This is a genomic window from Sphingopyxis indica, assembly GCF_900188185.1.
Taxonomy (GTDB): Bacteria; Pseudomonadota; Alphaproteobacteria; order Sphingomonadales; family Sphingomonadaceae; genus Sphingopyxis; species Sphingopyxis indica.
In genome coordinates this window covers 659,365-685,161 of sequence record NZ_FZPA01000001.1, presented here as the reverse complement: position 1 = coordinate 685,161, position 25,797 = coordinate 659,365, and the positions used below count along the sequence as shown (strand labels likewise).

The window sequence follows — 25,797 nt, the reverse complement described above, 5'->3', positions numbered from 1 at the left end:
CGCTTGCGGGAGGGGCAGCGAGACTTGCGAGCTTGCTCGCTAGTCGCAGCGGGGTGGGCCGGGACCAGGGCGAGATGCGCCCACCCCTGGCGCCTCCCGCAAGCGGGAGAGGAGATCAGATCCGCCACGGCGGAAACCTCCGATACTCACCCGCTTGATAAAGACACAGGCGATTGCCGGCGGGATCGGTCAACCGCGCCTCGCGCCAGCCCCAATCCTCGTCCTTCGGCATCTGGTCGAAGCGCACCCCGCGCCGCGCCAGATAGGCGACCCACGCATCGAGCGCACCGCTTTCGAGATAGGTGGTGGCTCCCGTTTCTCCCTTCCCGCTTGCGGGAGGGGAAAGATGGATCGAGAGGGTGACGCCGTTCGCCGCCTCGAACCGCGCATAGCCATTGTCCGGACTATCGACGATCTGCGTCAACCCGAGCTGCTTGTAGAAGGCGACCGACGCGGCATAATCGGCCGCGGGCAGTGTGATCTGGTTGAGTGCGGGACCGGTGAACAGCCCGTCGTTGCGAACGGCCTGCTGCCCCATCGGGCCATGCCCCTTCCCCAGTGCCGGCGCATCGAGCAGCGCTAGCCGCACGAAGTCGCGCGCGCGCGCCACCGCGGGTTCGAGCGGCATCCCCTGCGCGAGCCCCGTCGCGATCGCGCTCGCCAGCGTGCAGCCGGTGCCGTGGGTGTGCGGCGTGTCGATCCGCGGCGCTTCCCATTCGGCAATGCAATCCTTGCTCAATCCCTTTGGGACGAGGAGGCGATCGGTGAGTATGTCGCCATCGCCGTGCCCGCCCTTGACCAACAACGCGCAGCCACGACGCAAGACCGCGTCCTCGCCTCCCAATCTTGTCAATTCGTCCAGGTTCGGGGTTACAACCGTCGCAATATCCATCAGCGATTCAAACGCCGCGATCGTTTCGGCATCCGCCAGTTCGGCCCCGCTTGTCGCCACCATCACGGGATCGAAGACGATTGGCAAACTCAATCGGCGTTGCGGCATGGCATAGTCACCGGACCGTCGAACCCCTCGCTCACGCAGCAATTCGGGGTTGGCTACGGATCGCACCGCAACCGAAGCATCGTGCAATTCCACAAGAATGCGGAGCCGTTCCGCCACCGCCGCCGCGGTTTCGGCGCTGCCGATCATGCCAATCTTCACCGCGTCGACGCCGATGTCGGCGACGACGCTGTCGATCTGCATCAGCACCATCTCGGTCGGCACCGCATGGACGCCCTGCACGCCGAGCGTGTTCTGCGCGGTGATCGCGGCGATCGCGGTCATCGCGTGGCTGCCGAGCATCGTCACCGTCTTGATGTCGGCCTGAATCCCGGCGCCGCCGCCGCTGTCGGACCCCGCAATGATGAGAACGCGCGCGGTCATGCCGCCCTCCGCACGATCAGCCCCGCGCTCCCGGATGGCGCCGTTCGGTCGAAGCGGGGAATTTCGCGAGCGCCGGGCCTTCGCGCATCGGCCGGTCGAGCAGGTCGCCGCCGCAATTGGGACAGCGCTCCTCCAGCTTGTCGGCGCAATCGGCGCAGAAGGTGCATTCGAACGAACAGATGAAGGCGCCGTGCTTGTCGGCGGGCAGGTCGCGGCCGCACCGTTCGCAATCGGGACGCATTTCCAGCATGGTCAAAACCTTTCTTCGCTCCGCACTCGGGCGGAGCCCTTTCGATATATCAGCCTGCCGCGACGCGCACCGCGTCGCAGATCATGTCGACGACGCGCTCGACCTCGCCGGCATCGTCGCCTTCGGCCATCACGCGGATGACCGGTTCGGTGCCCGACGCGCGGATCACGAGCCGCCCGCGTCCGGCAAGCGTCGCCTCGCCCTCGGCGATCGCCGCCTGCACCGCGCTATCGTCGAGCGGCTTCCCGCCCGCAAAGCGGACATTCTTCAAAAGCTGCGGGACGGCGTCGAACTGGTGAAGCAATTCGCTCGCGGGCTTGCCCCCCGTAACGAGTTCGGCGAGCAGCTGCAACGCCGCGAGCGTCCCGTCGCCCGTCGTCGCATGATCCGACAGGATCATGTGCCCCGATTGCTCGCCGCCGACGTTGAAACCGCCCTCGCGCATCCGCTCGAGAACATAGCGGTCGCCGACCTTGGTGCGCTCGAGCGTCAGGCCTTCGCCCTCAAGGAAGCGTTCGAGCCCCAGGTTCGACATCACCGTCGCGACGACCCCGCCGCCCTTCAGCCGCCCCTGCCGCGCCCAGCTCGCGCCGATCAGCGCCATGATCTGATCGCCGTCGACGATCGCACCCGCCTCGTCGACGACGATCAGCCGGTCGGCGTCGCCGTCGAGCGCGATGCCGATGTCGGCGCCGGTCGCGACGACGGTTTCCTGGAGCAGCGCCGGTGCGGTCGAGCCGCACTTGTCGTTGATGTTGAGCCCGTCCGGCGACACGCCGATCGCCACGACGTCGGCGCCTAGCTCCCAGAAGACCGTGGGCGCGCTGTTGTACGCGGCGCCGTTCGCGCAATCGACGACGATCTTGAGCCCGTCGAGGCGGATATGCTGGGGCAAGCTCTGCTTGACCGCGTGGATATAACGCCCGCGCGCGTCCTCGATCCGCTTGGCGCGACCGATTTGCGCGGGCTCGGCGAGCCGGGGTTCGCCGGCAAGCAGCGCCTCGATCTGCACCTCGTCGGCGTCGGAGAGCTTGTAGCCGTCGGGGCCGAACAATTTGATGCCGTTGTCGGCAAAGGGATTGTGGCTCGCCGAGATCATCACGCCCAGATCGGCGCGCATCGAGCGCACGAGCATTGCCACCGCCGGGGTCGGCATCGGGCCGACCTGCACGACGTCCATGCCAACGCTGGTGAAGCCCGCGACGAGCGCATTTTCGATCATATAGCCCGAAAGGCGCGTGTCCTTGCCGATCACGACGCGATGCTTGTGCGCGCCGCGCAGAAAATGCGCGCCCGCCGCCATGCCGACCCGCATCGCGACCTCGGCGGTCATCGGCGCCTTGTTGGTCAGCCCGCGAATCCCGTCGGTTCCGAAAAACTTGCGCATGGTCGCTCCGCTACTTAATCCTTCGGCGGAAGCATGGTGTCCCGTCGGTCTCCACCGGCCCTAGGTTACCGCTTTTTTCTTTGCAAGTTGGCGGGGGACTTTGAGCTTGAAATCGGCATGGATCATTCTCTCGGCGCTGATCGCCGGGATGCTGCTGGGGCTCGGCGCCGAAGCGCTCGCGCCCGACGTCGCGGCGCGCGCGCTGCCGATCATCGAGCCGATCGGGCAGCTCTGGCTCAACGCGCTCAAGATGACGATCGTGCCGCTGATCGTCGCGCTGCTCATCACCGGCATCACCGCGACCGCCGACGCGGCGCGCGCGGGCAGGCTCGCGGCGCGCGCCGTCGCGACCTTCATCGCCGCGATCATGATCTCGGGCGCGATGTCCTTCGTGATGACCCCGCTTTTGCTGCGGCTATTTCCGCTGTCGGCCGATGCCGCCGCGGCGCTGCGGCACGGACTCGGCGGTGAAGCCGCGACCGGGCCGTCGCCCGGCTTCGCCGATTTCATCCTCGGCCTCGTCCCGACCAACCCGATTGCCGCGGCGGCGGAGACCGCGGTGCTGCCGCTGATCGTCTTCACGACGATCTTCGCCTTTGCGATCACGCGCATAGCGCCCGAACAGCGCGCGACGCTCGCCGGGCTGTTCAAGGCGCTGGGCGACGCCATGCTCGTCGTCATCGGCTGGGTGCTCGCCGTCGCGCCCGTCGGGGTCTTCGCGCTCGGCTATGCGCTCGCGATCAAGGCAGGGCTCGCGGCGTTCGGCGGGCTCGTCCATTATGTGCTGATCGTGTCGGGCATCGGCGTCTGCTGCGTGATCCTCGCCTTCGCGCTCGCCTTTCTTTTCGCCGGCCTGCCGCCGCTGCGCTTCGCCCGGGCGATGATCCCGACCTTCGCGGTTGCGGTGAGCACGCAAAGCTCGCTCGCCAGCCTGCCCGCGATGCTCGAGGCATCGGAAGAACTCGGCGTCGATCCGAAGAAGGCCGACGTCGTGCTGCCGCTAGCGGTCGCGCTGTTTCGCTTCACCAGCACCGCGATGAACCTCGCCGTCGTGCTCTACATCGCGTGGCTGTTCCACGTCGATATCGGCATCTGGGCTGTCGTGATGGGGCTGCTCGTCGCGGTCGCCTCGGCGCTCAGTTCGGTCAGCCTGCCGGGCTCGATCAGCTATGTCGTGTCGATCGCCCCGATCGCGGGGGCCATGGGCGTTCCCGTCGGCCCGCTCGGCCTGCTCGTTGCGGTCGAGACTTTTCCCGACATCTGGCGTACAGTCGGCAATGTCATCGCCGACGTCGCGGCAACCAAATTCGCGGCGCGCGGCTCCCCCGACGACAATCATGGAGAGCGAGCATGAAATATCGCACCCTCGGCCACGGCCTTGAAGTGTCCGCGATCGGTATCGGCTGTATGCCGATGATCAAGGGCGGCAACATCCTCTATGGCGAAGCCGCCGACATGGACGAGGCGACGCGCACGATCCACCGCGCGATCGACCTTGGCGTCACCTTTTTCGACACCGCGCAAATCTATGGCCCGTTCAGCAACGAGGAACTGCTCGGACAGGCGATCAAGGGCCGGCGCGAGGGCCTCGTCATCGCGACCAAGTTCGGCTTCCGCTTCGAAGGCAAGACGATCACCGGGGTCGACGGCTCGCCCGAAAACGCCCGCCGCGCGTGCGAAGGCTCGCTCCAGCGGCTCGGCATCGACACGATCGACCTCTTCTACCAGCACCGCGTCGACCCGAACGTCCCGATCGAGGATACCGTCGGCGGCATGATGGAGCTCGTCAAGGAGGGCAAGGTGCGCCACATCGCGCTCTCCGAGGCCGGCCCCGACACGCTGCGCCGCGCGGCGAAGGCCGCGCCGATCACCGCGCTGCAGAGCGAATATTCGGTCTGGGAGCGCGAGGTCGAGGCCGAAATCCTGCCCGTCTGCCGCGAACATGGCATCGGCTTCGTCCCCTATTCGCCGCTCGGCCGCGGGTTCCTGACCGGCACGATGCGCAGCCGCGACGAACTGCCCGAGCACGACTGGCGGCGGAATGACCCGCGCTGGTCGGACGAGAATTTCGCCGCCAACCTGCGCATCGTCGATGCGATCGCGGACGTCGCGGCAAAGCATCGCGTCTCGAACGCGCAGGTCGCGCTCGCCTGGCTGCTCGCGCAGGGCGACGACATCGTCCCGATCCCCGGCACCAAGCGCCGCGCGACGATGGAGGACAGCGTCGCCGCCGCCGACCTGAAGCTCGACGCCGACGACCTTGTCGCGATCGCGGCGGCGGCACCCGTCGGCGCCACAAGCGGCCCACGCTACGGCGAACAGGGGATGCGGATGGTGCGGCTGTAGGATATTGTAGGACATAGCGTGTGCTCCCGCGAAGGCGGGAGCCCATCTCCTGCCGGCGCCATTGGAAAACGACCGGTGATGGGTCCCCGCGTTGGCGCTACGCGCCGCCTTCGGCTCCGCGGGGACACACGAACTTTGGCAAATCCATCTTGAAGGGCGGAAACGCTCACCCCCGCCCCTTGATCTCGTTCACCGCCTCGGCGAGCACGTCGAGTTTGTGGTGCAGCCGCAGCGCCATATCCGACAGATGCGCGTCGGCGGCGGCCATCGCGGCGCTCAGATCCAGCGCCAGATCCCCGCGGCGATATAGCCGAGCGCGCCATGTGCCCAGGTGGCGATCAGCCAGACGACGATCCCGCCCCACAGCGCGTGACCGCGCGGGATCGTGTCGCCCCACGGCGCTGCGCCACCGAACTGGCGGGCGAAGGGCAGATAGCTCGTCCGCGCCGTCCAGTGGCGCCACGCATCGCCCATCTGCTTCGCCTTCTTCACATCCTGCCCCGCCGCCCCGACGAGCGCGAGGAAGGCGATCGTTGCCGACAGGACGAGCTGCGCCGGCGTCGGCATGACGAGCGCATGCGCGAGCGCCCACAGCGCAAAGCCCCACATCATCGGATGGCGGGTGATCGCAAAGACGCCGCGCGGCGCCCTTTGCGCGGTGGCGGCGGCGCCGGGGGCGGGAAGCGCGGGATTACCGACGAGCGAGCCCATGAACAAGATGCTCGCCACGAGGACGATCAGCGATGCGAGCGCCCACAGCGGATCGTCGACCGCCCAGAGCGGCGGTTCGGGCGGCATCGACCGCCACGCCTGCACCACCATGACCAGCGTCGCGATCGCGACCACCGAATAGACGATCTGAAAGGCTCGCTCGCCCATCCGCCCCGCGAGCGGCTCGCGCAGCGGGTGCGACAGGATCAGGTGCGAGCCGACGAACAGCGCGCAGGTGACGATCAGCAACGACATCGGTTCCACGGCCCTCTTCCTTTCATCATGGCCGCGTCGGTTCAGGCGCGGCAGCTACCAATCATAGGCGTTGGGCAGCGCGCCCTCGGCCGGATCGGCATAGCGGTCGCGCAGCCGGTCCTGCCGCGTCGTCAGCGACTGGCGCTTGCCGTCGATCCAGATCGCGGTCGGGCGGCTGCCCAGCTCGAGCGGATCGCGATCCCAGATCACCACATCGCCGACGCGCCCCGGCTTCAGCGAGCCGATGCGATCGTCCATGCCCACCGCGCGCGCGGGGCCGCTGCTGATCGCGGCAAAGGCCTGATCCCAGCTCAACCCGCTCGTGCCCGGCATTTTGGTCAGCGCGACCAGATTGCCGGCATATTGCGTCGCATAGCCCATCTTGTGCGCATCGTCGTCGTCGAACACGCCGACCGCGACCGTCACCCCCGCGGCTTCGAGCCGCCCGGCGTTCGACTGCGTCGCGCCGAGCTGTTCGAAGCTGTTCGGCAGGTCGGTGAGCGGCGAGACGATCACCGGCACGCGCGCCGCCGCGATCTGCGGCGCCACCAGCCAGCCTTCGGTCGCCCCGACGAGCACCAGCTTCATCGCGGGAAAATCCTGCTTCAGCTTGACGACGTTCAATATGTCGGCGGCGCGGTCGACGCGCACGAACAGCGGCGTCGTGCCGTCGATCACGCGCACCAGCGCGTCGGCGTCGGCGCGCTGGATCATCGCGTCATTGCCCCATTCGGCGAGCGTCGCGGCCCCGCGGGCATAGCTGCGCGCCGCGAGCAATTGTTCGCGAAAGAGCAGGAAGGTCGCGGCGCGGCTGCCGCCCGCCTTCGACGCGCCATCCTCGCCAAAGGCGACATATTGCAGCGCGCGCGGGCGCGTGACCATGGCCATGTCGTCGCCCAGATCGACGACCGCGCCCTGACCTGCGAACAAATTGCTGCTGCCCCCCGGCGCCACAACTGCGCGCGTGACGCCCGCGGCGCGGTTCACCGCGACCGGCGAGCCCATCGGGTTGAGCGCCGGCGCAATGTCGAGCCCGGCGGAAAAGCGCGTGCGCGGCGCGCTGCGATCGTTGGTGCCGGAGACCGCATCGACTTCGGTCAGCCCGACGCGGCTGAACGCCGCGACGATCCCCGGCGTCACATAATGGCCGCCGGCATCGACCGTTTCGATCCCCGCGGGCACCGCAACGCCCGCACCCGCCGCGACGACCTTGCCGCCGCGCACGACGACAGTGCCGCCTTCGACCGGCGCGCTGCCGTCGCCGATGACGAGCTTCGCATTGGTGATCGCAACGTCTTGCGCCGCAGCGGGAAGCGCGAGCAGCGCGGCGGCGGAAAGCAGGAGAGCGCGGATCATTTCACATCTCCCTCGCCGGGCTGGCCCAGCTCGAAATCGCTCACCGGCCGCCGCTTCGGATCATCGGCGTCGTACAGCAGCGCGCCGTCGATCCACACCTTTTCGGGGCGCGTATAGACGCTGAACGGATTGCCGTTCCACAGCACGACGTCGGCCATCTTGCCGGGCTTCAGGCTGCCCGTCTTGTCGGCGATGCCGAGCGCGGTCGCGGGGTTGATCGCGAGCCAGCGCCACGCGCGCTCGTCGCTGATCGTCAGCCCCATGCGGCGCCCCGCGGCGAGCGCCTTTGCCGCCTCCTGATTGAGCCGCTGGATCTGGTTCGCATCGTCCGAATGGACGATCGCGCACGCCCCCGCCTGCTCGACCATCGGCAGATTTTCGGGCACCGAATCATAGGCTTCCATCTTGAATCCCCACCAGTCGGCCCACAGCGCGGCGCAAATGCCTTCCTTCCTGAGCAGGTCGGCGACCTTGTAGGCCTCGACCGCGTGGTGGAACGCGGTGACCTTGTAGCCGAACTCGTGGCTCATATCGATGACCTGCGCCATTTCGTCGGCGCGGTAGCAGTGATTGTGGACGAGGATTTCGCCCGACAGCACGCCCGCGAGCGTTTCCATCGCGAGGTCGCGATCGACCGTCTTGCCCTCATCGAGCTTCTTCTTATAGGCTGCGGCCTTCGCCCAGGTCTGGCGGTCGACCGCGAAATTGCCCATGCGGGTCGAGGGCATCCGCCCCTTGCCGCCATAGACGCGCTTCGGATTCTCGCCGCACGCCATCTTCATGCCATAAGGCGCGCCGGGGAACTTCATGCCCTGCACGGTGCGCGACGGCACATTCTTCAGCGTCACCGAACGCCCGCCGATCAGGTTCGCGCTGCCCGGCAGTATCTGCAAGGTCGTCACCCCGCCGTTGGCGAGCGCACGCGAAAAGCCCGGGTCCTGCGGCCAGACGCTATGCTCGGCCCAGACCTCGGGCGTCGTCGGGCTCGTCATCTCATTGCCGTCGCTATGCGCGTCGACGCCGGGCGACGGATAGACGCCGAGGTGGCTGTGGACGTCGATCACCCCCGGCGTGACGAACTTGCCGCGCCCGTCGATCACCAGCGCGTCGGCGGGGATTGCTGTATCGGCGCCGCCGATGCTCGCGACCTTGCCCTCCGCCAGCACCACCGTGCCGCCGTCGATCCGCCCGCCCTCGCCGTCGAAAATCGTCACGCCCGTCACCGCGGTCACGCGGCCCGGATAGGCGTGATAGGTCGAGGGATAGGGGTTCTTGTCGAACCGTTCGGCCTTCGCGCCGGTCGCCGCCGGCGCGGCGTCGCTCCCCGCCGCCTGCGGCTGCGCGTCGGTCGCCGCGCATCCTGCGAACACCAGCGTCGCCGCGGCCAGAAGGCCGCTCTTCATGCCCCGGACCATGATCAGCTCGCCGGCTTGGGTTCGGGGTGGACGCCGGCAGCCTGTGCCTCGCCCAGTTCCTCGGCGCCCGCGACATCGGACGGACGGTCGCGCAGCGTGTCGAGGTGCATCCAGCGCTTGACGATCGGCGACAGCGCAAGGACGATGACACTGACCCCGATGGCAACAAGACCGATCTCCCAATAGATGGCGAGCGTCGCCTCCTTGGTCATCGCGCCGCTTTCGCCGCCGGTCGCTTCCCCGATCTTGCCGGCGACGAAATTGCCGACCGCGGTCATATAGAACCAGGCACCCATGATCAGCGATGCCATGAACGAGGGTGCGAGCCGGTTCATCGCGCTGAGCCCTACCGGCGACAGGCAAAGCTCGCCCGTGGTGTGAAGCAGATAGAGCAGGAAGACGAAAATCACCGGGGTCATCGCTTCGGGCCCTACGCTGTTCGCACCCCAGACGAAGACAAGGAAGCCGAGCCCGACCTGCGCGAGCGCCAGTGCGAACTTGGCGGGCGCCGAAGGCTCGAGCCCCCTCTTGCCCAGCCATTGCCACAGCGCGGCAAAGAAGGGCGCGAAGATGATGATGTAGATCGGATTGATCGACTGGAACAGCGACGCCGGGACATCGCCGATCGCGACATAACGATCGGTATAGAGGTTGAGACTGCCCCCTGCCTGTTCGAAAAGCCCCCAGAACAACGGGTTCAAGGCGATCAGGAACAAAATCGCATAGATGCGGTCGCGCGCGTGGTTCTCGACCCGGAATTTCTCGATCCCAAGGCCGAACAGCACGACGATCATGCCGACGAAATAGACGATCTGCGCGGCGGTCAGTCCGACTATCTTGACGCCTTCGTCCGACGTCCCGAGGCCGAGCGCGTTCGAAAGCGGCAGGAACAGCATTGCCAGCGTACCGGCAAGAAGCACGACCCGGCTGTCGCTGGGCGCGCTCGCTATCTTGCCATAGGGTAGTTGCAGCGCCGCGACCGCAGCGACATAGACGAGCAGCAGCGTACCCGAGATCAGCAGCAAATTCTGGATGACATCCTGATATTGGATGAGCCCCCACATCACGAGAACGGCGATCAGGCCGGTGCCGTACAGCGTCCATTCCTTCTTTTTCGAGAGCGGTGCAGGTGCTTCGCCAGCGCCTAGCAGTACATTCTTGCCGAGCACAAAAACGATAAGACCGGCGACCATGCCAATCCCCGCCAAGCCGAAACCGTATGACCAGCCAATCTTCTGGCCCAGATAACCGACGAGGATGGTGCCGATCGCCGCCCCCGAATTAATGCCCATGTAGAAAATGGTGTAGGCGGCATCGCGGCGCATGTCAGTCAGGCGATAGAGTTGCCCCACCATCACTGAGATATTGGCCTTCAGGAAACCCGAGCCGACAATGATGAGCGCCAGCGCGAGCCAGAAGATGTTGATCGCCGGATCGGCCTGCTTCACCGCAGCCTCGGTAATGCCATAGTCGCCCTCGAACGCCATGAACAAATGGCCGAAAGCAAGCAGCACGCCCCCGAACAGCACCGCCTTGCGTTGTCCCAGATAGCGATCGGCCAGATAGCCGCCGAGCACCGGGGTAATATAGACAAGGCTGGTATAGGCACCATAGATCAGGTTCGACTTGCCGTCGCTGAACAGCCAATGCTGGGTAAGGTACAGAATCAGCAGCGCGCGCATGCCGTAGTAGGAAAAGCGCTCCCACATCTCGGCAAAGAAGAGCATGTAGAGGCCGCGAGGGTGGCCGGCGAACTCGGGTTTCTTGCTCGCCGCGATCAACGCCCCGACGGTCAGAAACGCCCCTAACAACACCAGCGCTATGACGAACGTCCAATCGCCCCCGTCCCAAAGGCTCATCTCTTTCATGCGTGTGCGTCCCTTGTCCCCGTTTGATTTTGCTGCGGCTTTTGCCGCGCGATGGCGCGCAACCTAGCGCGAAAATGGCGGATTGAAAGAATCTAATTGCGCGTGAAACCAATGAAGGCGCCGCGACGCTCTTGCGAAAGCCTCGCAAAAGGGCCACATGCCCCGCCATGTTCAACGACATCTCCTCGCTCCGCTCGCACCTCGCCACCCGCCGTTCGGGCAAGGCGCGCGACATGATCGCGCCCGGCCCCGATGCCGACACGCTGCGCGACATCGTCGCGCTCGCCTTGCGCACGCCCGACCATGGCAAGCTCGCACCGTGGCGCATCGTCACCGTCGCGGGCGACCAGCGCGGCAGGCTCGCCGACTTGCTCAAACGCGCCTGGATCGCCGAGCATCCGGGGGCAGAGGGACTCGACCTCTCGGCGCTCGACCAGTTCGCGCATCAGGCGCCGACGCTGCTCCTGCTCCTCTCGACGCCGGTGCAGGACAGCAAGATCCCGGTCTGGGAACAGCAGATGTCGGCGGGCGCAGTAGGCATGAACCTGCTCCACGCCGCACATGCGCACGGTTTCGTGGGGAGCTGGCTTACCGGTTGGGCGGCCTATAACCGCGACGTCGCGGCCGCCTTTGGTGCGCGCCACGGCGACACGATCGTGGGATTCTTCTTTTTCGGAACCCCCGGCGCCGAGCTGTCCGAACGGCCGCGGCCAGATTATGATGACGTGGTAGGCGACTGGGACATTTAGTTTCAAAAACTGGACCGGTCGAGCAAGTGGGCGATTTGACTGTCCTGCTGTCTTATGGCATTAAGGCGGCATGCTCGATCAGTCCAAGCCCGTGTATCAGCGCCTGCGCGACGTCATCGCCAACGCGATCCTCGACGGCGCCTATGGCGACGGCGACATGCTGCCGTCGGTGCGCTCGCTCGCGGCCGAGGAGGGCGCGAATCCGCTCACCGTGGCAAAGGCCTATCAGACCTTTCAGGACGAGGGGCTGGTGACGGTCAAGCGCGGGGTCGGCATGTTCGTCGCCGACGGCGCGACCGAGCGGCTGCGCGAACTGATGCGCGACGATTTCCTGACCAACGTCTGGCCGCCCGTCGCGCAGCAGATGCGCCGCATCGGCCTCGACGCGCGCACCCTGCTCGACCTCAGCGACGCCTGAGCTACCGACCGGCCTGCGCCGCCTTGTCGCGCAGCGCGGCGGCATTCGCCGCATCGCCCTGCGCTTCGAGCAGATCGGCATAGAGCAGCATGATGCCGCAATTGAGCGGTTGCAGTCGATAGGCGCGCGCCGCCAGCGGCAGCGCGCGCTTCGCTTCGCCCTTCCCCGCCCACGCGTGCGCCAGGTCGCGCAGGATCACCGCGTCGCGGTCGCCGAGGCGGCGGCGCACGCGCTCGAACGCCGCGATCGCCGCATCCCAGCGGCGGCGATCGAGCGCCAGGCGGCCGGCGAACCGGTCGGCGGCGATGCTCGAGGGGTCGCTTTCGCGTAGCGCAGCGACCGCCGCGGCGGCTCCCGCGGAATCGCCGCTGCGAAGCAGCGCGTCGGCAAGGCGCAATGCCGCACCTTCGCCTGCATCGAGGTTGCGCGCCTTGCGAAAGGCGGCGACTGCAAGGTCCAGGCGCCCTTCCGCCAGCGCGGCATCGCCGAACAGCCGGTGCGCGTCGGCGACCCCGGGATTGGCGTCGCGCAGCCGCGCCGCACGTTCGAGCGCGCGCGCACCGTTGCCCTGCATTACGTCGGCCGCGATCGCCGGAATCACCTTCGACGGATCGAGCGGCGCGGCTTCGGCCGCCATCGCGACGAGCAGCGGATCATCATCGACCGTGAAGGGCGCCGCCGCGCCGCGGGCCAGGCGCGCCGCGCGGTCCTGATAGGCCGCCGAGCCCTTCCCGTCGCCCTGCTCGGCCGCGACGCGCGCCGCGAGCAGCAGCGACCAGCTGTCGGCGTCGGCGCGCGCGACGATCGGGGCCAGCGCCGCTGCCGCGCCCTCATCGTCGGCATCGGCCCAGTTCGCCGCGGCAAGGAGGCGGCGGACGGTAAAATTATGCGGCTGCACCTCGACCAGCCGTTCGGCCCAGGTCGCGGCGAGCGCCTGCCCGCCGAGCTGCAATTCGGCGATTGCGCTGACCAGCATGAATCCCGGCTCGTCGTCGAGCTGCCCGCGCGTGCGCTGGAGCAGGCTGCGCGCGAGGCGGTAGTTGCCCGCGCGCGCGGCGAGCACGGCTTGCAGATAGAAAAGGCGCGGCTCGCCCGGCGTCAACGTGGCGGCACGGCGCAGCGACGCGAGCATTTCGCGATAGCGGCCGAGATCGCCGAGCGTCGCAGCGCGCTCGATCCACGCATCGGCATTGCCGGGGTCGGCGGCGAGGGCCCTGTCATACCATGCAAGCGCGGGCGCCAGTCCCTGCTGATCGCGCACCAGATCGGCCTTGAGCGCGAGCGCCGCACCATTTCCGGCGTCGAGCTCGATCGCATGGTCGACCGCCTGGCGTGCGCCGCGCGCGTCGGCGTTGGCGGCACGAAAGCGCGCGACGTCGGCCCACAGCCCCGCCTCGCGCGGCCGCTCGCGGAGCGCGAGGTCAAAGGCCTTGCGCGCGCCCTCCAGGTCGCCGCGGTCGAGGCGGACATTGGCTTCGACCCACGCCGCTTCGCCGAGCATTTCGGGTGCGATCGGCCCCGCATCGAGCGTCGCGATCGCCCGGTCGCCCTCGCCCTGCATCGCATAGGCGCGCGCGAGCAGCGGACGCAGCACCTCGCCCGCGCCGCCCGCCGCGATCGCCTCCTCGACCGCCGCTTCGGCCGTCACGCTGTCGCCGAGCCGCATGGCGACGCGCGCCAGCGCGGCGCGCTCGCGCACCGCTTCGGGGTGATCGGCGACATAGCGCGTCAATTCGGCGCGCTGACGCTCGAGCGCCGCGCGCGGCGCCTCGGCCTCGCGCCCACCGCAGCCGGCGAGCAGCAGCGCCGCGAGCAGCGCGCCGGTCCGAAGCCGCCCCGACGTCATGTCAGCCATGCATCCGATATTGCTTCAAGAGATCATAGAGCGTCGGGCGGCTGATCCCGAGCAGTTTCGCCGCCGCCGAAATATTACCCTCGCTCTGCGCCATCGCGCGGCGGATCGCGACGCGGTCGGCCGCCTCGCGCGCGCTGCGCAGATTGAGCCATGCCGCCTCGTCCGCGTCGCCCGTGCCCGCCGCCAGATCGAGGTCGTCCTTCGTTACAAGCTTGCCGTCGGCCATGATGACCGCGCGCTTGATCCGGTTTTCGAGCTCGCGGACATTGCCCGGCCAGCGCGCCTCGTCGATCGCCTGCAAGGCGTCGGATGCGAAACCGCGCACCGCGGGGTTCATCTCGGGCGCATATTGGTGAAGGAAATGCCGCGCGAGCAGCACCGCGTCGCCCGGCCGCTCGGCGAGCGAAGGGATCTTCACCACCATCTCCGCGAGCCGGTAGTAAAGATCGTCGCGAAAGCTGCCCGCGGCGATCATCGCATCGAGGTCGCGGTGCGTCGCACAGACGATGCGCGTGTTGACGGCGATGGCCTTGCGCCCACCGATCCGCTCGATCGTCCGCTCCTGCAAAAAGCGCAGCAATTTGACCTGCAGCGGCAGCGGAATGTCGCCGACCTCGTCGAGGAACAAGGTCCCGTCGTGCGCGAGCTCGATCTTCCCCTCGGTCGTCTTGACCGCGCCGGTGAACGCCCCCTTCTCATGCCCGAACAGCTCGCTTTCGAGCAGATTCTCGGGGATCGCGGCGCAGTTGATCGCGACGAACGCGCCGTCGCGCCGCGCGCTCGCCTCGTGCAGGGCGCGCGCGAGCAGTTCCTTCCCCGTCCCGCTCGCACCGAGCAGCATCACCGACACGTCGAGATTCGCGACGCGCTCGATCGTGCGCGCGACTTTCAGCATCTCGGGCGCGCCGGTGATCATCCCGCCGAGCACGCGATTGTCGCTCGCTCCCGCTTCGGCAAGCCGCGCATTCTCGACCTCGAGGTCGCGGACGTGAAAGGCGCGGCGCACGATCAGCCCGAGTTCCTCGATGTCGATCGGTTTCTGATAGAAATCCCATGCCCCGCTCGCGATCGCGGTGAGCGCGCTCGCGCGTTCGCCGTGCCCCGACACGACGACCACCTTGGTATCGGGCTTCATTTCGAGAATCGCCCTCAGCACGCGGAAACCCTCGCGGGTTCCGTCGGGATCGGGCGGCAGGCCGAGGTCGAGCGTCACCACTGCGGGCTCCTCGGCGCGCAGCAGGTCGAGCGCCGCGTCATGGTCGCCCGCGATCAGCACCTCATAATCGTCATAGGCCCATTTGAGCTGCGTCTGGAGCCCGGCGTCGTCCTCGACGACGAGCAGCTTGCGCGGCGTCGCGGCCGCTCCCTTGGTCATGATGCCACCTTCATCCACTCTTCGCCGCCATCGGCGCCATTCTCTCCCGCCGCGGGCAGCCACAGCGTGAAGCAGCTCCCCTCGCCCGGCTCGCTCAGCACTTCGATCGTGCCGTTCATCGCCTGCGCGAGTCCCAGCGCCTCGAAGGCCCCGAGCCCGAAACCGCCTTCCTTCGTCGAGACGAAGGGCTTGAACAGCTCCTCGCGGATGAAGTCGCGGCTCATCCCGCAGCCCTGGTCGAGCACGTCGATGCGCACGCGCCCCGCTTCCTTCGCCGCGATGATCTGCACCGGGCTTCCCTCGGGCGAGGCGTCGATCGCATTGGTCGCGAGTTGTTCGAGGATCTGCCGCACCGAAGCCGCATCGGCCCACGCCGCAAGGCCGGTCGTGCAGCCCACGAAGATGTTGCGGCGCGGGCGCATCTGCGCGGCGATGTCGGAGAGAAGCGGTTCGACCAGCGTACGCGCCGCCTCGCTCGCCCGGTTGCGGTCGCGGGGCGACAGGCGCGCGAGCAAATCGCTCAGTCGGCCTGCGGAGAGTTTGAGCGTCTCGATCATATCGGCGCGAAACTCCGGCTTGTCGGCATGACGCTCGGCATTGCGCGCGAGCAGCGACAGCTGACTCGCGAGATTCTTGATGTCGTGCATGATGAAGGCGAAGCGGCGGTTGAACTCATCGAAGCGCTTCGCTTCGGATAGCGCCGCCTGGCTCTGCGATTCGGCGAGATAGCTCGCCGCCTGCTGCCCCGCGATGCGCAGCACGTCGAGGTCTTCCCAATCGAGCGCGCGCGACACGGTGGGGCGATGCAGCACGGCGAGCGCGATCATGCGGCCGAAATGCAGCACCGGAACGACGACCCACGCGCGCGTGTCGGCGATCATCCACTCGGGAATGGCCAGATCGGGCTCGACAGCAACGCCGTGCCGGACGGCGTCGAGGTCGACGATGTGCTGCGCCTCCTGCAAGGTGAAGGCGCAGCGCAAGGAAAGCGAAAGCTCATCGTCGATGCGCGCCGGCCAGCGCCACTGGTCGGCGATGCGAAAACAGCCCTGCACGTCGGGCAGCATCAGCAGCGCCGCCGGGCTTCCCGTCAATTCGGCGAGTGCCTTGGCAACGCGGCGGTAAAGGTTGCTGTCGCCTTCGTCGCTCTGCCCCAGCGTCGCGGTGAACCGCATCCATTCGGTGCGATAATCATAGCGATGCTCGAAAAAATGCTTCGAGATCGTCACCGAGAGCCACGCACGCGACCGCGGCGAGGCGAGCAGCAGGCCGCCCGCCCCCAGCGCGACGATCAGGAACAACCCCTGCGCCAGCTCGCCATAATCGCCGCCGCCGAGCCGCGCGACCGCCCCCGCGAGCCCGATCAGCACCAGATAGGCCGCGGCGCCGAGCAGCGCGATCGTCCGCATCGCGGCAGGGCGCGACAATCGGATGCGCTCGCGCCCGACGTCCATCGCGGCGAGCACGAAAGTCGGCAGCATCAGCAGCGCGACGGCGGGGGCCAGCAGCATCAGGGTCGAGGCCGGCTTTCCGGTCAGGGCGCCGATCAGCTGGACGTTGAGCTCGTAGGCCCAGAGCATCGCGAAAGCACCCGCCACCGCCACGATCGGCATCCGCAGACCCGATCCGCCGTGCCGCACGCCGCTGTCGACGAGCAGCAACCCGCCCGAGGCGGTGATCATCGCGGTCAGCGAGAGGCTCAGCCCGATCCACGGCAGCGAGGATTGTCCGGTGCGCAGCAGCGTCGCCCCCGCCACTACCGCCGCGACCAGCGAAATCGCGATGAGCAGACGCTGAATCAGTTTCTGCGGCCGCGACATCGGCGCATCGTGCGACCAGAAGCTTGCGCCGAGCCAGCCGAGCCAGGCGACATTGCGAAGCGCGCGGCCGACGAGACCCTCGGCCGAACCCGGTCCGAAGGCATAGACCGGCAGGCACCAGAGCGCGGTCGCCACGGCGGCGGCGACCAGCCATTTCGGTGCCGGCATCAGCGCCGCCATCCGGGCGCGCGGCCGGCTGAGCAACCACAGGGTGACGCCGGCGAATCCTGCGAGCGCAGCGCCCGCGAGCAGGTGCGACAGCGCCGCGAGCATCGTCACCGCGCCCCTTCGGGCCACAGCACGACGCGCACCGTCTGCAGCAGGATCAACAGGTCGAGGAAGGGCGAATAATTTTTCGCATAATAGAGGTCGTATTCGAGCTTCGCGCGCGCATCCTCGATCGACGCGCCATAGGGATAGTTGATCTGCGCCCAGCCGGTGAGACCCGGCTTCACCATGTGGCGCTCGGCGTAAAAGGGCAGCTCGCGCGTCAGCTCCTCGACAAAGGCGGGGCGCTCGGGCCGCGGCCCGACGAAGCTCATCTCGCCCTTCAGCACGCACCAGAGCTGCGGCAGCTCGTCGATCCTGAGCTGGCGGATGATGCGGCCGACGCGCGTGATTCGCGGGTCGTTTTCGCTCGCCCACACTGCCTTGCCCGCGGCTTCGGCGTCGGTGCGCATCGAGCGGATCTTGACGATGTCATAGGGCTCGCCGAACAGGCCGACGCGTTGCTGGCGATAGAAAACCGGTCCCTTGCTGTCGAGCTTGACCGCGATCGCTGCGACCAGGATCAGCGGCAGGCCTACGATCAGCACGACCAGGCTCGCCATAATGTCGAACAAGCGCTTGCCGACCTTCGAAATCCGCTGGCCCGCCGAAAATCCGTCCGAGAAAATCAGTCCGCTCGGATTGGTCGTCGCCAGGTCGATGCGCCCCGTCTCGCGCTCGATGAAGCTCGCAATATCGTTGACATGAACCCCGGTCGTCTTGACCCGCAATAATGCGGCGAGTGGCAGCGCCCCGCGCCGCTCCTCCATCGCCAATACGACTTCGCCGGCGCCCAGCGTCACCGCATGTTCGGCCAGGTTGGCGACCGCGCCGCGCGGCAGCGCTCCCGCGACCGCGCGCTCGTTGCCGGCCATCGCGATATGGCCGACGATGCTGAGCCCGCTCCCCGGCCGCGCCGCGAGCGCCGCGAGCCGCGCCGCGCGCGGTCCGGCACCGAGCACGAGGATGCGGCGGCGAAAGGCTTCGGTTCCACCAAGCTGTGTCACCGCGAAACGGACGAGGAAGATACCGGCGATCACAAAGACGATCGCATAGAGGCTGTTCGCGCGCCACAGCGTCGCGCCGGGCAACAGGAAGCGGAGCAACGACAGAAAAATCACGCCGAGCGAAATCGCCGCGATCAGCCGCGCGGTCGCGAAACCCAGCCAGCGCAGCGCCTCGGTCCCGTACATGCCGACCGCCATCATCGCGAGCGAATTGGAAAGCGCAAAGGTCAAAAGCGGCAGCCAGCGCTCACCGAGCCCCCCCGCGTCGAAATCGGCCTGATGCGCATAGAGGTGCCACGCCGCCTCGGCCGACAGCAGCACCACGGCAAACTCGATCAGCGCCAGCCAGACGACCGCGTGCGGAACATAATGTTTGAACAGTCTGAACATCGAAGACGCAGCGCCCTTTCGCTCGGGTCTATAGCGCGGCAGGCGTCAACTGTCGGTTAATTTTACACTTGCCTGGCCGCCCCTGGAGCCGGCTCGTCTTCGCTTGGAATATGTCGCGGGCGCTCAGGCCTTTTCGGGGCGGCCGACGCGCGTGGCCATGACCCGCATCCGCATCGCGTCCCAATCGTCGAAGCGCCAGAAGGTCGGGCTGTCGCGGCAGATGATCCGCGGATCGTCCGCGCCCGGCGAGATGGTGCAATCATAGGGCTCGATGTCTTCGAGCCGGTCGCTGTCGAAAAAGGCGCGGACCGTGACGTCCTCGTCGAGCGTGCCGCAATTGCCCGAGACGATACCCAGCAACCCGTTCGAAATCCGGACCAGCGTTCCGATCGGAAATATGCCCAGACTGTCGGCGAAGCGTTCGAGCAGTTTCGGATCGAAATGTCCCGGCCAGCTCTGCATTTCGGTTAATGTTTCGCACGGTGCCCACGCCGCTCTATAGGCACGGTCGGAGGTCACGGCGTCATAGACGTCACAGATTGCCGCCATTCGCGCGAAGAGCGAGAGCTTCTCGCCGCTCAGCCCGTCGGGATAACCCGTGCCGTCGAATTTTTCATGATGTCGCAGGCAGACATCGAGCGCGGCCGGTGGAATGGAGGGGGACTGCGCCAACAGCTTGTGCCCGGCTACGGGATGTTCCTCGACCGCCTGACGCTCGCGGCTGTCGAGCGCGCCGGGCTTCAGCAATATGTCGTCCGAAATCGCAATCTTGCCGATGTCGTGCAGCAGGCCGGCGACCCCCAAATCCTGTACCGTCGCCTCGTCCAGTTGCAGGTGCCGCGCGAAATTGATCATCAGCGCGCAGACCGCAACTGAGTGAAGATAGCTATACTCGTCCTTGTTCTTCAGCCGGACGAGATTGAGCAGTGCGCGCGGATCGCGGTGGATCGAATCGGCCACTTCCTGCGTCAGAAGGACGAGCGACTTGACCTCGATCGCGCGCCCGAGGCGAGCCGATTCGAACACGTCGACCATCGCACGGCGCGATTTGTCGATCACCCGCAGCGCACGCCGGCGCTCGGGACCATAGCTTTTCCGGGCACGCCGGACGTCGCGCGCGCGCTCGGGCGCGAACAGCGGCTGCGGGCGTGCCGCCACCGGCCATGGCGTGGCGATGGTGTGGACCGGCGGACGATCGATCGCTTCTGCACGGGCGGCGGCAGGGACCGCTGGGCCAGACGCTGGCGGCTCTTTCTCCGCGGGGCCGTCATCGGTCGCCGCGCCCTCGTCGATCACCGGCATGACGACGCTGCGGCTTGGGTCGATCACCAGCGCCTCGACGCGCGATTGCCGGATCCTTTCCAGCTGTTCGGAGGTTTCGACCAGGAAGCGACTGCGCCAAAAGGGATGATCGATCCACCGCCCCTCAAAGGTGTGGATGAACATACCGATCTCAACTTCGTCCGGACTTATCCTAAGCAGCATGCACTGTTGGCCCCGTGCGCGCGATCAACCACTGAAGAGCGTTAACGGCACGGGAAAGACGAGATTAAATCGCGGCGTCGCACGGCTAGCGGCTCGGCGGCCGGCACTTCAACCGTTCGGCCGGATCAGATATTTCTCGCCCGTGCGCTTCGCATTGTAATTTGCGATCGTGTCGAGCGAGAGGGCATCGGTCAGCGAGATTTCGTGGCTGTAGTGGCTCTTGAAGGTCGTCGTCAGCTCGTCGACCACGCGCGCGCGCATCCGGCCGACGACGTCGGCGCCCGCCTTTTGCAGGAAGGGTGTGAGCAGGAAGCCCGAAAGCGACCAGGAAAAACCGAAGCTGCGGTTGAGCACGGTCGGTCCGACGTCGAGCGCGCCGTAGATATAGACCTGCTTGAAGGTATCCGACCCATAGCGGCTATAGCTCGTCATCCGCCTGACCGCCGCGGCCTCCATGCACGCGAGGATCTGCCCCGCGAGCTTGCCGCCGCCGATCGCGTCGAAGCCGCAGGTCGCGCCTGTCTCGACGAGCGCGGCGGTCAACCGGTCGAGGAAATCCTCATCGCTGCTGTTGACGACATGCGTGGCGCCGATCGCTTTCAACAACTCGGCCTGCGCCTCGCTGCGCACGATGTTGACGAGCGGAATATCATCCTTGGCGCAGATCTTGACGAGCATCTGGCCGAGGTTCGACGCCGCCGCGGTGTGGACGAGCGCGCTATGCCCCTCCATCCGCATCGTTTCGGTAAAGGCGAGGCTGGTGAGCGGATTGACGAAGCAGGAGGCGCCGTCCTTCGGGTCGGTGCCTTCGGGCAGTTCCATGCACATCTGCGCGGGCAGGCAGCGATATTCCGCATAGATTTCGCCGCCGAGTACCGCGACGGTCTTGCCGAGCAAAGCCTGCGCCTCGGGCGACGCGCCCGCTTTGACGACGAGGCCGCAGCCCTCGTTGCCGATCGGCAGCGCCTGCCCGACGCGCGGCGCCATGGCGCGCATCCCCGGCGCGGGAATGTCGGCCGTCACGACGGGCAGGCCGTCGCGCTCCGACGCGCGCGCGCTTGCCATATCGGCGGCGCCGAACAGCAGGCCAAGGTCCGACGGGTTGATCGGGGTCGCGAGGATTCTCACCAGCACCTCATGCGGCGCGGGTTCGGGCATCGGCCGCCGCTCGAAGAAGACTTCGAGCTCGCCCTCGGGCTTGACCAGCGTGAGCATCGTCAGATTGGTATCGGGCAGGTCGGTCATCGCGGGTCTCCCATGCAATTGGTTTTTCGATGAAACCGAAATAGGGAGAGCAGGCGGCGCTGGCAATCGTGAAGCGCGCGAAATATCGAAACCCAGGGGTCGGCTTTGGGGTGGTTAGCTGTCGTTCGTCCAAACCCCTCCTCTTCAGAGGAGGGGCTTATTAAGTCCCCTCCCGCCCGATTCCAGTCATTCGTCCCAATCACCCAATCAGGGATTGGCCACAAATTCTCCCGCATACCTGAGCGCGTCGCTGGCGAGTTCTTTTCGGCAGATCAGGAGGTCTGGGAGGTAGGTGTCGGGATTGTTGTAGCGCAGGGGCGATCCGTCGGCGCGGCTGACGTGGAGTCCTGCTGCGATGGCGACGGCGGCGGGGGCGCAATTGTCCCATTCATATTGGCCGCCGGTGTGGAGGTAGATGTCGGCTTCGCCGCGCACGACGGCCATCGCCTTGGCGCCTGCCGAGCCCATGGCGAGCAGTTCGGCGCCGAGGCGCTCGGCGACGAACACGGCTTCGGCGGCCGGGCGGGTGCGGCTGACGAGCATCCTGGGCGGCGCGTTGGCGGGAGCGAGCGGGATGGGCGCGTCGGAGGTCAAGGTCAGCCCGAGGCCGGGCAGCGCGACCGCGCCGACCGCCGCGACGCCGTCGACGGCGAGCGCGACATGCACCGCCCAGTCGCTGCGCCCCTCGCCATATTCGCGGGTGCCGTCGAGCGGATCGACGATCCACACGCGCGACTGGTCGAGGCGGGCGACATTATCGCTTTCCTCCTCGGAGAGCAGCCCGTCGCCGGGGCGCGCGGCGCGGATTTCCCGGCACAGCATCGCATTGGCGGCCTCGTCGCCCGCCTGCCCGAGCGCCTTGCCTTCGAACGCGCCCGCCTGTCGCAGGTTCAGCAAGATATCGCCCGCCGCCGCCGCCAGCCGCGCGGCAAGCTCCCCGTCCGTTTCAGCCATGATCGCGAACCAGCCCCTCTTTCTCGATTTTGCCGTCCGGCGGCTTGCGTTTGTGCAGGCCCCAGCCGACCCGCGCCCAGGCGCGCTCGTGGAGATAATAGAGCAGCATCTTGGTGAGCACCTCGGTGCTCGCGATCGCGCTCGCCGCCTTCACATTCGCCGTAAAGAGATAGCTCAACAGGAAGGTGTCGATGCTGCCGAGGACGCGCCAGCTGATCGCCTTCAAGAGCGACCGGCTATGCGCCTCCCTCCCCCGGAACAGCAGCATCTAGCCGAGCAGCCGGTCGATGATCAGGTCGGCCGCGGCTTCTGCCGTCATCGTCGTCGTGTCGATGCGGATCTCGGGATTTTCGGGCGCCTCATAGGGGCTGTCGATCCCGGTAAAATTCTTGAGCTGGCCGCTGCGCGCCTTCTTGTAGAGGCCCTTCACGTCGCGCCGTTCGGCCTCTTCGAGCGGGGTGTCGATGAAGATTTCGAGGAACTCGCCCTCCGGCAGCATCGCGCGCACCATCTCGCGCTCGGCCTTGAAGGGCGAGATGAAGGCGGTGATGACGATCAGCCCGGCGTCGGTCATCAGCTTCGCAACCTCGCCGACGCGGCGGATATTCTCGATCCGGTCGGCCTCGGTGAAGCCGAGATCCTTGTTGAGCCCGTGGCGGACATTGTCGCCGTCGAGCAGGAAGCTGTGGCGGTTCATCCGAAAGAGCTTCTTTTCGACGAGGTTGGCGATCGTCGACTTGCCCGAGCCGGAGAGGCCGGTGAACCACAGCAGCGCGGCTTTCTGGTTCTTCAAATCGGCGCGCGCCTCGCGGCTGATGTCGCTCGCCTGCCAATGGACATTCTGCGCGCGGCGCAGGCTGAAGTGCAGCATCCCCGCGCCGACGGTCGCATTGGTCAGCTTGTCGATCAGGATGAAGCCGCCGAGCGCGCGGTTCTCGGCATAGGCTTCGAACACGATCGGCCTGTCGGTCGATAGCTCGACGACGCCGATGCCATTCAAGTCGAGCGTCTTCGCCGCGAGATGGTCGAGCGTGTTGACGTTGATCTCGTATTTCGGGGCCTGCACCGTCGCCGAGACGCTCTGCGCCCCCAGCTTGAGCCAATAGGCGCGCCCCGGGATCATCGCCTCGTCGGCCATCCACACCAGCGTCGCCTCGAACTGGTCGGCGGCCTCTGGCGGCGCGTCGGCCGCCGCGATCACGTCGCCGCGCGAGCAGTCGACCTCGTCGGCGAGCGTCAGCGTCACCGACTGGCCCGCGACCGCTTCGTCCAGGTCGCCATCCATCGTCACGATGCGGCCGACGGTGGTGGTCTTGCCGCTCGGCAGGATGCGCACCGCATCGCCCGGTGCGATCCGCCCGCCCGCGACCTGGCCCGAGAAGCCGCGGAAGTCGAGATTCGGGCGGTTGACCCACTGCACCGGCATGCGGAAGGGCTTGGCCTCCTCGACGCGCGCGCCGAGGTCGACGGTCTCGAGATGCTCGATCAGCGCCGGGCCCTTGAACCACGGCGTATTCGGCGACAGCGCGGTGATATTGTCGCCCTTGAACCCCGAGATCGGTATCGCCGTGAAGTCCGTGATGCCGATCTCGCTCGCAAAGGCGCGATAGGCGAGCAGGATGCGCTCGAACACGCCCTTGTCGTAACCGACGAGGTCCATCTTGTTCACCGCGAGCACGATATGCCGAATGCCGAGCAGATGCGCGAGGAAGCTGTGCCGCCGCGTCTGGGTGAGCACCCCCTTGCGCGCGTCGATCAGGATCACCGCAAGGTCGGCGGTCGAGGCGCCGGTGACCATGTTGCGCGTATATTGCTCGTGCCCCGGCGTGTCGGCGACGATGAACTTGCGCTTCCCGGTGGTGAAGAAGCGATAGGCGACGTCGATCGTGATCCCCTGCTCGCGCTCGGCGGCGAGGCCGTCGACGAGCAGCGCGAAGTCGATCTCGCCACCTTGCGTGCCCACCCGCTTCGAGTCCGCCTCGAGCGCGGCGAGCTGGTCCTCGAAAATCATCTTGCTGTCGTAGAGCAGCCGCCCGATCAAGGTCGACTTGCCGTCGTCGACGCTGCCGCAGGTGATGAAGCGCAGCAGCGACTTCTGCTCATGGCTGGCCAGATAGGCGTCGATATCCTCGGCAATCAGCGCATCGGTGACATAGACGGGGTCGGTCATGGCTTTAATTTCGTCTTTCCCGCGAAAGCGGGTATCCCGCTTCGCTCATTGGCTCCGAAAGAGACCCCCGCCTTCGCGGGGGTTGACCCTTCGTCAATCTGAAGATTGACGCGGCGGGTCAAAAATACCCCTCCTGCTTCTTCTTCTCCATCGACGCATCGCCGCCATCCTTGTCGATCGCGCGCCCCTGCCGCTCGCTCGTCGTCGTCAGCAGCATTTCCTGGATGACCTCGCTCAGGGTCGCAGCGGTGCTTTCGACCGCACCGGTCAGCGGATAGCAGCCGAGGGTGCGAAAGCGGATCGAGCGAAGGGCAGGAACCTCGCCGTCCTTGAGCGGAAAGCGGTCGTCGTCGACCATCAGCAACAGCCCGTCGCGCTCCACCGTCGGCCGCGGCGCCGCAAAATAGAGCGGCACGATCGGAATAGTCTCGCGCGCGATATATTGCCAGATGTCGAGCTCGGTCCAGTTCGACAGCGGAAAGACGCGGATGCTCTCGCCCTTCGCCTTCTTCGCATTGTAAAGGTTCCAAAGCTCGGGCCGCTGCTTCTTCGGGTCCCAGCCGTGCGACTGGGTGCGGAAGGAGAAGATGCGTTCCTTCGCCCGGCTCTTCTCCTCGTCCCGCCGCGCGCCGCCGAAGGCGACGTCGAAGCCATATTTGTCGAGCGCCTGCTTCAGCCCCTCGGTCTTCCACATGTCGGTGTGCAGCGCGCCATGGTCGAACGGGTTGATCCCGCGCGCCTGCGCCTCGGGGTTCTGGTGCACGATCAGCTCCATCCCCGCCTCTTCGGCCATGCGGTCGCGCATTTCGTACATCGCGCGGAACTTCCATGTCGTATCGACATGCAGCAGCGGAAACGGCGGCGGCGAAGGATAAAAGGCCTTGCGCGCCAGATGCAGCATCACCGCGCTGTCCTTCCCCACACTGTAAAGCATCACAGGCCGCGCCGCGTCCGCCATCACCTCACGCATGATATGAAGGCTCTCAGCCTCCAATCGGTCCAGATGGGTAAGCGTCTTCGTCATGTCCCCGCCATTGCCGCCACCGCCCGCAACAGGCAAACTGTATGGCCTTTTGCCCTGCCAAGCCAGACT

Annotated in this window: 21 protein-coding genes; 4 read left to right on the top strand and 17 right to left on the bottom strand. The window is 66.9% G+C overall.

Going from position 1 to position 25,797, the window contains the following annotated elements; genetic code table 11:
- Nucleotides 1–115: 115 nt before the first annotated feature.
- The 3 genes from CHB69_RS03155 to glmM are packed head-to-tail and all read right to left on the bottom strand — an operon-like array spanning nt 116 to nt 3,018.
- Nucleotides 116–1,381: a bifunctional hydroxymethylpyrimidine kinase/phosphomethylpyrimidine kinase gene (locus tag CHB69_RS03155; protein WP_089214479.1), complete on the bottom strand. Its 1,266-nt coding sequence runs from the start codon at nt 1,379–1,381 to the stop codon at nt 116–118.
- A gap of 16 nt (nt 1,382–1,397) precedes the next feature.
- Nucleotides 1,398–1,631 carry a DUF1272 domain-containing protein gene (locus CHB69_RS03150; protein ID WP_089214478.1) on the bottom strand — a complete coding sequence of 78 codons (234 nt, stop codon included), beginning with the start codon at nt 1,629–1,631 and terminating at the stop codon, nt 1,398–1,400.
- Between the two features lie 49 nt (nt 1,632–1,680).
- A complete protein-coding gene (glmM, locus tag CHB69_RS03145) occupies nt 1,681–3,018 on the bottom strand; it encodes a phosphoglucosamine mutase (protein ID WP_089214477.1) in 1,338 nt (445 codons plus the stop codon).
- Nucleotides 3,019–3,118: 100 nt separating this feature from the next.
- On the opposite strand from glmM, the gene CHB69_RS03140 reads away from it, so the two are divergent.
- Nucleotides 3,119–4,372: a dicarboxylate/amino acid:cation symporter gene (locus CHB69_RS03140; RefSeq protein WP_245836476.1), complete on the top strand. Its 1,254-nt coding sequence runs from the start codon at nt 3,119–3,121 to the stop codon at nt 4,370–4,372.
- Nucleotides 4,369–5,364: an aldo/keto reductase gene (locus CHB69_RS03135; protein WP_089214475.1), complete on the top strand. Its 996-nt coding sequence runs from the start codon at nt 4,369–4,371 to the stop codon at nt 5,362–5,364. The genes CHB69_RS03140 and CHB69_RS03135 overlap by 4 nt, the downstream gene beginning before the upstream one ends.
- Before the next feature lie 276 nt (nt 5,365–5,640).
- On the opposite strand, the gene CHB69_RS03130 is transcribed toward CHB69_RS03135, so the two are convergent.
- From CHB69_RS03130 to CHB69_RS03115, 4 genes are read right to left on the bottom strand one after another with little or no spacing between them, the layout of a single operon-like run.
- On the bottom strand, nt 5,641–6,330 hold the full coding sequence (locus CHB69_RS03130) for an NnrU family protein (RefSeq protein ID WP_089214474.1): 690 nt from the start codon (nt 6,328–6,330) through the stop codon (nt 5,641–5,643).
- Between the two features lie 54 nt (nt 6,331–6,384).
- On the bottom strand, nt 6,385–7,686 hold the full coding sequence (locus CHB69_RS03125; protein WP_170935413.1) for an amidohydrolase family protein: 1,302 nt from the start codon (nt 7,684–7,686) through the stop codon (nt 6,385–6,387).
- Complete coding sequence (locus tag CHB69_RS03120) at nt 7,683–9,089, bottom strand: amidohydrolase (RefSeq protein ID WP_089214776.1); 1,407 nt, start codon at nt 9,087–9,089, stop codon at nt 7,683–7,685. Before CHB69_RS03120 ends, CHB69_RS03125 begins: the two co-directional genes overlap by 4 nt.
- Nucleotides 9,090–9,103: 14 nt before the next feature.
- Nucleotides 9,104–10,969 (bottom strand): peptide MFS transporter, encoded by a 1,866-nt coding sequence (locus CHB69_RS03115; RefSeq protein WP_089214473.1) that lies wholly within the window; start codon nt 10,967–10,969, stop codon nt 9,104–9,106.
- Between the two features lie 167 nt (nt 10,970–11,136).
- On the opposite strand from CHB69_RS03115, the gene CHB69_RS03110 reads away from it, so the two are divergent.
- Together CHB69_RS03110 and CHB69_RS03105 are read left to right on the top strand one after the other, a co-directional pair.
- On the top strand, nt 11,137–11,718 hold the full coding sequence (locus CHB69_RS03110) for a nitroreductase family protein (protein ID WP_089214472.1): 582 nt from the start codon (nt 11,137–11,139) through the stop codon (nt 11,716–11,718).
- 70 nt (nt 11,719–11,788) lie between these two features.
- Entirely contained in the window at nt 11,789–12,136 is a 348-nt protein-coding gene (locus CHB69_RS03105) for a GntR family transcriptional regulator (protein ID WP_089214471.1), read from the top strand.
- Nucleotide 12,137: 1 nt separating this feature from the next.
- Here the strand turns inward: CHB69_RS03105 and CHB69_RS03100 are convergent, their stop codons facing one another.
- From CHB69_RS03100 to cysD, 10 genes are all read right to left on the bottom strand, one after another.
- Nucleotides 12,138–13,991 carry a tetratricopeptide repeat protein gene (locus CHB69_RS03100; RefSeq protein WP_245836474.1) on the bottom strand — a complete coding sequence of 618 codons (1,854 nt, stop codon included), beginning with the start codon at nt 13,989–13,991 and terminating at the stop codon, nt 12,138–12,140.
- The gene (gene prsR / locus CHB69_RS03095) at nt 13,984–15,366 is read right to left on the bottom strand and encodes a PEP-CTERM-box response regulator transcription factor (protein ID WP_089214469.1); all 1,383 of its coding nucleotides are present in this window, start codon (nt 15,364–15,366) and stop codon (nt 13,984–13,986) included. The genes CHB69_RS03100 and prsR overlap by 8 nt, the downstream gene beginning before the upstream one ends.
- Nucleotides 15,363–17,459, bottom strand: coding sequence for an XrtA/PEP-CTERM system histidine kinase PrsK (gene prsK, locus CHB69_RS03090; protein WP_089214468.1), 2,097 nt, complete (start codon nt 17,457–17,459; stop codon nt 15,363–15,365). Before prsK ends, prsR begins: the two co-directional genes overlap by 4 nt.
- Nucleotides 17,460–17,461: 2 nt before the next feature.
- Nucleotides 17,462–18,850 carry a TIGR03013 family XrtA/PEP-CTERM system glycosyltransferase gene (locus CHB69_RS03085; RefSeq protein ID WP_089214467.1) on the bottom strand — a complete coding sequence of 463 codons (1,389 nt, stop codon included), beginning with the start codon at nt 18,848–18,850 and terminating at the stop codon, nt 17,462–17,464.
- Nucleotides 18,851–18,973: 123 nt separating this feature from the next.
- Nucleotides 18,974–20,335: a cyclic di-GMP phosphodiesterase gene (locus tag CHB69_RS03080; RefSeq protein WP_089214466.1), complete on the bottom strand. Its 1,362-nt coding sequence runs from the start codon at nt 20,333–20,335 to the stop codon at nt 18,974–18,976.
- A gap of 108 nt (nt 20,336–20,443) precedes the next feature.
- Nucleotides 20,444–21,580, bottom strand: a complete 1,137-nt coding sequence (locus CHB69_RS03075) for a zinc-binding dehydrogenase (protein ID WP_089214465.1) — start codon at nt 21,578–21,580, stop codon at nt 20,444–20,446.
- Between the two features lie 207 nt (nt 21,581–21,787).
- Complete coding sequence (locus CHB69_RS03070; protein ID WP_089214464.1) at nt 21,788–22,534, bottom strand: 3'(2'),5'-bisphosphate nucleotidase CysQ; 747 nt, start codon at nt 22,532–22,534, stop codon at nt 21,788–21,790.
- On the bottom strand, nt 22,527–22,802 hold the full coding sequence (locus tag CHB69_RS03065; protein ID WP_089214463.1) for a DUF2061 domain-containing protein: 276 nt from the start codon (nt 22,800–22,802) through the stop codon (nt 22,527–22,529). Before CHB69_RS03065 ends, CHB69_RS03070 begins: the two co-directional genes overlap by 8 nt.
- The gene (gene cysN, locus CHB69_RS03060; protein WP_089214462.1) at nt 22,803–24,704 is read right to left on the bottom strand and encodes a sulfate adenylyltransferase subunit CysN; all 1,902 of its coding nucleotides are present in this window, start codon (nt 24,702–24,704) and stop codon (nt 22,803–22,805) included.
- 118 nt (nt 24,705–24,822) lie between these two features.
- Entirely contained in the window at nt 24,823–25,728 is a 906-nt protein-coding gene (gene cysD, locus CHB69_RS03055) for a sulfate adenylyltransferase subunit CysD (RefSeq protein WP_089214461.1), read from the bottom strand.
- Between the last annotated feature and the right edge of the window lie 69 nt (nt 25,729–25,797).

Coding starts and splice junctions, on each gene's coding strand:
- glmM (WP_089214477.1), bottom strand. CDS start 3,018: ATGCGCAAGTTTTTCGGAACCGACGGGATTCGCGGGCTGACCAACAAG.
- CHB69_RS03100 (WP_245836474.1), bottom strand. CDS start 13,991: ATGGCTGACATGACGTCGGGGCGGCTTCGGACCGGCGCGCTGCTCGCG.
- CHB69_RS03115 (WP_089214473.1), bottom strand. CDS start 10,969: ATGAAAGAGATGAGCCTTTGGGACGGGGGCGATTGGACGTTCGTCATA.
- CHB69_RS03075 (WP_089214465.1), bottom strand. CDS start 21,580: ATGACCGACCTGCCCGATACCAATCTGACGATGCTCACGCTGGTCAAG.
- CHB69_RS03155 (WP_089214479.1), bottom strand. CDS start 1,381: ATGACCGCGCGCGTTCTCATCATTGCGGGGTCCGACAGCGGCGGCGGC.
- CHB69_RS03070 (WP_089214464.1), bottom strand. CDS start 22,534: ATGGCTGAAACGGACGGGGAGCTTGCCGCGCGGCTGGCGGCGGCGGCG.
- prsK (WP_089214468.1), bottom strand. CDS start 17,459: ATGCTCGCGGCGCTGTCGCACCTGCTCGCGGGCGCTGCGCTCGCAGGA.
- CHB69_RS03120 (WP_089214776.1), bottom strand. CDS start 9,089: ATGAAGAGCGGCCTTCTGGCCGCGGCGACGCTGGTGTTCGCAGGATGC.
- prsR (WP_089214469.1), bottom strand. CDS start 15,366: ATGACCAAGGGAGCGGCCGCGACGCCGCGCAAGCTGCTCGTCGTCGAG.
- CHB69_RS03150 (WP_089214478.1), bottom strand. CDS start 1,631: ATGCTGGAAATGCGTCCCGATTGCGAACGGTGCGGCCGCGACCTGCCC.
- CHB69_RS03130 (WP_089214474.1), bottom strand. CDS start 6,330: ATGTCGTTGCTGATCGTCACCTGCGCGCTGTTCGTCGGCTCGCACCTG.
- CHB69_RS03125 (WP_170935413.1), bottom strand. CDS start 7,686: ATGATCCGCGCTCTCCTGCTTTCCGCCGCCGCGCTGCTCGCGCTTCCC.
- CHB69_RS03105 (WP_089214471.1), top strand. CDS start 11,789: ATGCTCGATCAGTCCAAGCCCGTGTATCAGCGCCTGCGCGACGTCATC.
- CHB69_RS03065 (WP_089214463.1), bottom strand. CDS start 22,802: ATGCTGCTGTTCCGGGGGAGGGAGGCGCATAGCCGGTCGCTCTTGAAG.
- CHB69_RS03135 (WP_089214475.1), top strand. CDS start 4,369: ATGAAATATCGCACCCTCGGCCACGGCCTTGAAGTGTCCGCGATCGGT.
- cysD (WP_089214461.1), bottom strand. CDS start 25,728: ATGACGAAGACGCTTACCCATCTGGACCGATTGGAGGCTGAGAGCCTT.
- CHB69_RS03085 (WP_089214467.1), bottom strand. CDS start 18,850: ATGTTCAGACTGTTCAAACATTATGTTCCGCACGCGGTCGTCTGGCTG.
- cysN (WP_089214462.1), bottom strand. CDS start 24,704: ATGACCGACCCCGTCTATGTCACCGATGCGCTGATTGCCGAGGATATC.
- CHB69_RS03080 (WP_089214466.1), bottom strand. CDS start 20,335: ATGCTGCTTAGGATAAGTCCGGACGAAGTTGAGATCGGTATGTTCATC.
- CHB69_RS03110 (WP_089214472.1), top strand. CDS start 11,137: ATGTTCAACGACATCTCCTCGCTCCGCTCGCACCTCGCCACCCGCCGT.